The sequence below is a fragment of the Cryomorpha ignava genome (assembly GCF_010686655.1).
GTDB lineage: Bacteria > Bacteroidota > Bacteroidia > Flavobacteriales_D > Cryomorphaceae > Cryomorpha > Cryomorpha ignava.
This window is the reverse complement of the sequence record NZ_JAAGVY010000091.1, coordinates 1-4,520: the sequence shown is the minus strand read 5'-3', so window position 1 is coordinate 4,520 and position 4,520 is coordinate 1. Positions and strand designations below refer to the sequence as shown.

Below are 4,520 nucleotides of genomic sequence, written 5' to 3'. Positions count from 1 at the left end.
CCGTCACCAAACGTCAAATTATGCGGTACGGTGATAGCGACGGTTTTCCCAATCCCGAAAACTACAATCTAAAAGGAAAACTCTTTGTACACAATGATGAAGCAGGAAAACTCACTTATGAGGATTACGATTCAATAGCTCTTAGATTTTGAAAAAATCTTTAGAGATATGAACCCCGACATATTCATCGGGGCTTTAAAGGGAATAACTTATTGTTTTACCGTCAGATTATAACTGATGATGCACTTACTGCTTATCAAAAATATGTTGTAGATTGGGATACCTTTAACCCTTCACACCTGGACAGTAACAAAAATAATGTCACTCAAGAGTACGATGCCTTGAACCGCATCCGCAAGGCGACCTATCCTGCAGATAGAGATGGGCCGGGAAAAGAAATGTATCCTGAATACAACAAGGGTGGAGCCTTGCTTTCGCTAAAAATGGATGGAGCAGATTATGTGAAAGAAGTTGCTTATAACGCCCGAGGACAGCGGATATTAATTGCTTACGGCAACAAGATAATGACCCGCTATGCGTATGACCCTAAAACCTTTAGGGTATTGCGTCAACGAAGTGCATTATTCAATCACAGCGGCCATACTTACACACCCAATGCCGGGATAAGGCAAGACTTGCAATATACTTATGATCTAGAAGGTACCATTACATCTATAAATGATGCTGCTCCGGCAAATACCTATGCCCAAGGGCCGGGGAACTTAATGAGACTGTTTTCTCACGATCCTTTGCGCCGATTGCTATCTGCGACGGGTAGAGAGACATCGAATGTTTATGCGCAACCAAGCTGGAATTTAAATTTAAGACCACAGGATTATACAGATACCAATACATATACCCGCACTTATCAATACGATAAAATCGGTAATATCCAAAATTTGAAGCACGTGGCCGATGGTCACGCCAATCAGGATTTTATCCGTGATTATACGTATGAGAGCGCCAGCAATAAGCTAAAGAGCTTTACGGTAAACAGTACGACCTATATTAATCAATACGATGCCAACGGCAGCTTAACCAAAGAAGGCGAAAGCAGATATTATGAATGGGGAGCAAATGATAAACTGGCGGTTTTTAAGAATCAGGCAGGTAGTTCTACGCCAACTGTTTACACCAACTATTTCTACAACGTCCAAGGTGAAAGAATCAAAAAACACACTCGCAAAGGCAACAAGGTTGTTGTTACTTTTTACATGGATGGTGGGATGTTTGAGACTACTTATACCAAGACTGTGGGTGGTAGTATTGATAACAATAGGTTTTTTAATACGATTAAAATTAGCGATGATGGAGCGCTTATTGCAACTATACAAGTTGGTAATAATGTAGATGATAACACTCCTGCAATTAAGTATATTGTTGGCGATCACTTAAATAATAGTACAGCCATATTAAAAGCCACAACAGGAAGTTTGATCAATAGGGAGGAGTATTATCCTTTTGGTGAAACGAGTTTTGGAGGCTTTCAATACAAGCGGTATCGATATAATGGGAAGGAGAAAGACGAAGAGAGCGGGCTTTATGAATATGGGCAACGGTATTATGCGCCTTGGCTTTGTAGATTTGTGAGTGTGGATCCTATTGCGGAAAGCTATCCGCAGTACACATCATACATTTACGCTGGTAACAAGCCAATTACAAAAGTTGACTTGGAGGGATTGCAGGAAGAAAATGCTGAAAAACAAGGGGGTGCTAATGGAGAAAACAACCAGAGTAACTCGACATCAGGGTTCAATGGAACTCAATTCTATGAAACCGCTCGGGCTGACAATGTTATTCCGGATGGTTTCACTATGTCAGGGACACAATTTAATGCAGGTCCTTTCACAATGATTCCGCATTACAATAAGGTTGATGGAAAAACGGTGCCTAGTTTTTATATAGCAGCAGATAAGGCAACTGGAATACCATCATATGTTGTAGGGATTGAGAATAGTGGTGAGTTCATGCAGAACGCTGCCGATTATAAAGCCAAATACAATTTTGCTGCACAAGGGGGATTTCAAGGTTTCTTGTACTCTGAGGCGGTTGACTTGGCTTTACAAGGGGATCTTGAAGGTGCAAAAGAAACTTTTGGAGAAGGGCTTTCCATCGATTGGGATCAAGCTATACATGATCCCGTATATGTTGCTACTACTGTTCTATCTATTGCACATATGGGAGTTGCGTTGAAGGGGCGTGGAGGTCTTAGAAATTCAAAAAACACACAAGTGGAACCCACTGATGATGGTTTTTTTCATAAAATTGACGACTTTGACAACCAATATACAACAGAAAGTCTGGTTGGTAGAGAACCTGCAGGGAAAATATCAATAATAAATGGAAAGCCAGTTAAAGTAGGCGGTAGATTTACACTTGCAAGCCCCAAATTAAGTTATGGAAAAGGTGTACATGATATTAAAGACCCTGGATTAATAAATTCAATGAGACCATACGGGAGTAGATTGATGCTTGGGCCTGATTGGGTTAGATATAGTTTTGCAACAGGAGGTACTGCTGCAATTATTTACTGGGGCTATAAAAAAGCAGTTGACCAACATAAAAAATGAATTTATGGAATTAGAAAAGGCAATAAGTATAGTACAAAAAGTAAACGATAAAAATTTGCATTTGAATATTTATAGTCCAACTCAAATTGAGTTGGCACAACTCTTTAATGTTTCTGAATTTAATTCTTGGAATACTGGAGTTGTCTTTCAAAATGATTTTGGGGCTGTCGTGTCCTTGAATTTTGTGAACGATAAACCCGAAGAACCAACTTTTAGGGCTTTTAAGAAATCTCCATTTTACTCTAAATTTCAGAAAGCAAATGATAATTTTGGATTCACTTATTTTGCGTTAATTTCCGAACAGAGTCCAAAAAATGCTTTAGCAAAATTAAATGCTATACTTCATAGTGTTTATGGTGCAATAAAAGGAGTGAGATTTGAACTTAATTCTTATTAGCGATATCAACTCCTGTTACGACTCATACAATGCCGACGGCTTGGTACTCGATGCCGACTTTACAGGTGTAAGTGCCGAAGCATACAGCGCACCTATTTATACCAAAAATTGGTTTCACTTAGGGCCTGTTCAATTATTAGATGGAGACTGGGGCGAAATAGATTATTTATCAGAATACTGGTCGGGCGACGCGAGTATATTGTCGCGACCCGCTGCATTTACAACCATGATGCGCACCTTAAGCCGCAGGGGACGACGTGATGCCTTACGCACCTTACGCGGCACAGCTTTGCGCTCTGAGTTATTTGCAAAAGACGTTAGCCCACAACGCGAAAAACCATACAGCGTAAAAGAAACGCAAAATTCAGCCATTCTCATAGATTCTCCGTCCACTAACACAACAATAAAAGAACTTGCCAACCTGCTCAATTCAAACTGCATATTCTTCCCCTACCAATACGCAGCCCGCGAAACAATGTGGGAACGCGGTGAAGACCCAAAAACAACCTTTTCGTTTACAGGCGCACTGGATGAATACGGCCAGGTCTTGCAAAGCATCTCAATAGCCGTGCCGCGCGGCAAAGACCCACTAACAGGCGGACAGCTTGGCAATAATCACTATTACGACCCAGCAGAATCAGACCGCGTAGTGCTTAACACAAGCGAATACACTTATAAAGACGAAGCCCAAGGACTGTACTTTGTAGATCGCGTAAAGCAAAGTCAGTCTGAAGAAAATACCGGTACGGCATCGCAGGATGTATTTACCATTCGCGAAAATGCATTTGATGGAAATGCCACCACCAACCTTTTATCGCATCAATTAAATTACTACGATGGTGCAGCCTTTATTGGCGGCGACCTCGGCACATTGGGAAGCTACGGATTGTTAGTGCGCAGCGAATCGCTAATGGTTTCCCAAAAAGAGATCATCCTTGCTTATGGCGATGCTATTCCACCTGTATTTAGCGAAGGCAACACCCCCGACTGGAGCGAATACCCGGCTGAATTTTTACACGAATTGCGTGACCCAAGACTGGGTTATGTGTATTATGACGGAACCGGCAGCGGGCCACACTTAGAGGGCTATTATGCTACCGGTGATAAATTGAAATACGATACCCAAACCACCGGACAACCCAATAATGGGCTGGTGATGGCCAAGCGGAATGTTTATGATGATGAAACTACGATTGTTTACGACAAGTATCATTTGTTGCCAACGAGCGTAATAGATCCACAACGTATGGTGGTGAACTCCTTAATAGATTACCGCCTCCTGGCACCCTGGCAACTTACCGATCCAAATGAAAATGTAACGAGAACTGAATTTAACGCTTTAGGTTTGGTAACCAAAATTGCAGTCTGCGGAAAGATCCCTTCGACAGGCTCAGGGACCACGGAGGGCGACGATCTTCAAACTCCGGGAACGACTTTTACTTATGACTTTTTTGCATTTATGGAAGATGGCGACCCTATTTCTGTTCGTAAATCTGTCAGAGAACATCATGTTAATTCACCTTATATAAGCCCAGTTGATGAACAAAATGCCA

3 protein-coding genes are annotated in these 4,520 nt (G+C 41.6%); all 3 read left to right on the top strand.

The features are described 5' to 3' along the window. The first annotated feature begins 212 nt into the window (after positions 1-212). Positions 213-2,570 carry an RHS repeat-associated core domain-containing protein gene (locus G3O08_RS20345; protein ID WP_163287289.1) on the top strand — a complete coding sequence of 786 codons (2,358 nt, stop codon included), beginning with the start codon at positions 213-215 and terminating at the stop codon, positions 2,568-2,570. 4 nt (positions 2,571-2,574) lie between these two features. Further along, positions 2,575-2,967, top strand: a complete 393-nt coding sequence (locus tag G3O08_RS20340) for a hypothetical protein (protein WP_163287288.1) — start codon at positions 2,575-2,577, stop codon at positions 2,965-2,967. After that, a partial coding sequence (locus tag G3O08_RS20335; protein WP_163287287.1) for a toxin TcdB middle/C-terminal domain-containing protein occupies positions 2,948-4,520 on the top strand: 1,573 nt, incomplete at its 3' end. The genes G3O08_RS20340 and G3O08_RS20335, both read left to right, overlap by 20 nt.

Excerpts from the sequence above, each read along its gene's own strand:
- G3O08_RS20340 (WP_163287288.1), top strand. The coding sequence starts at position 2,575 with ATGGAATTAGAAAAGGCAATAAGTATAGTACAAAAAGTAAACGATAAA.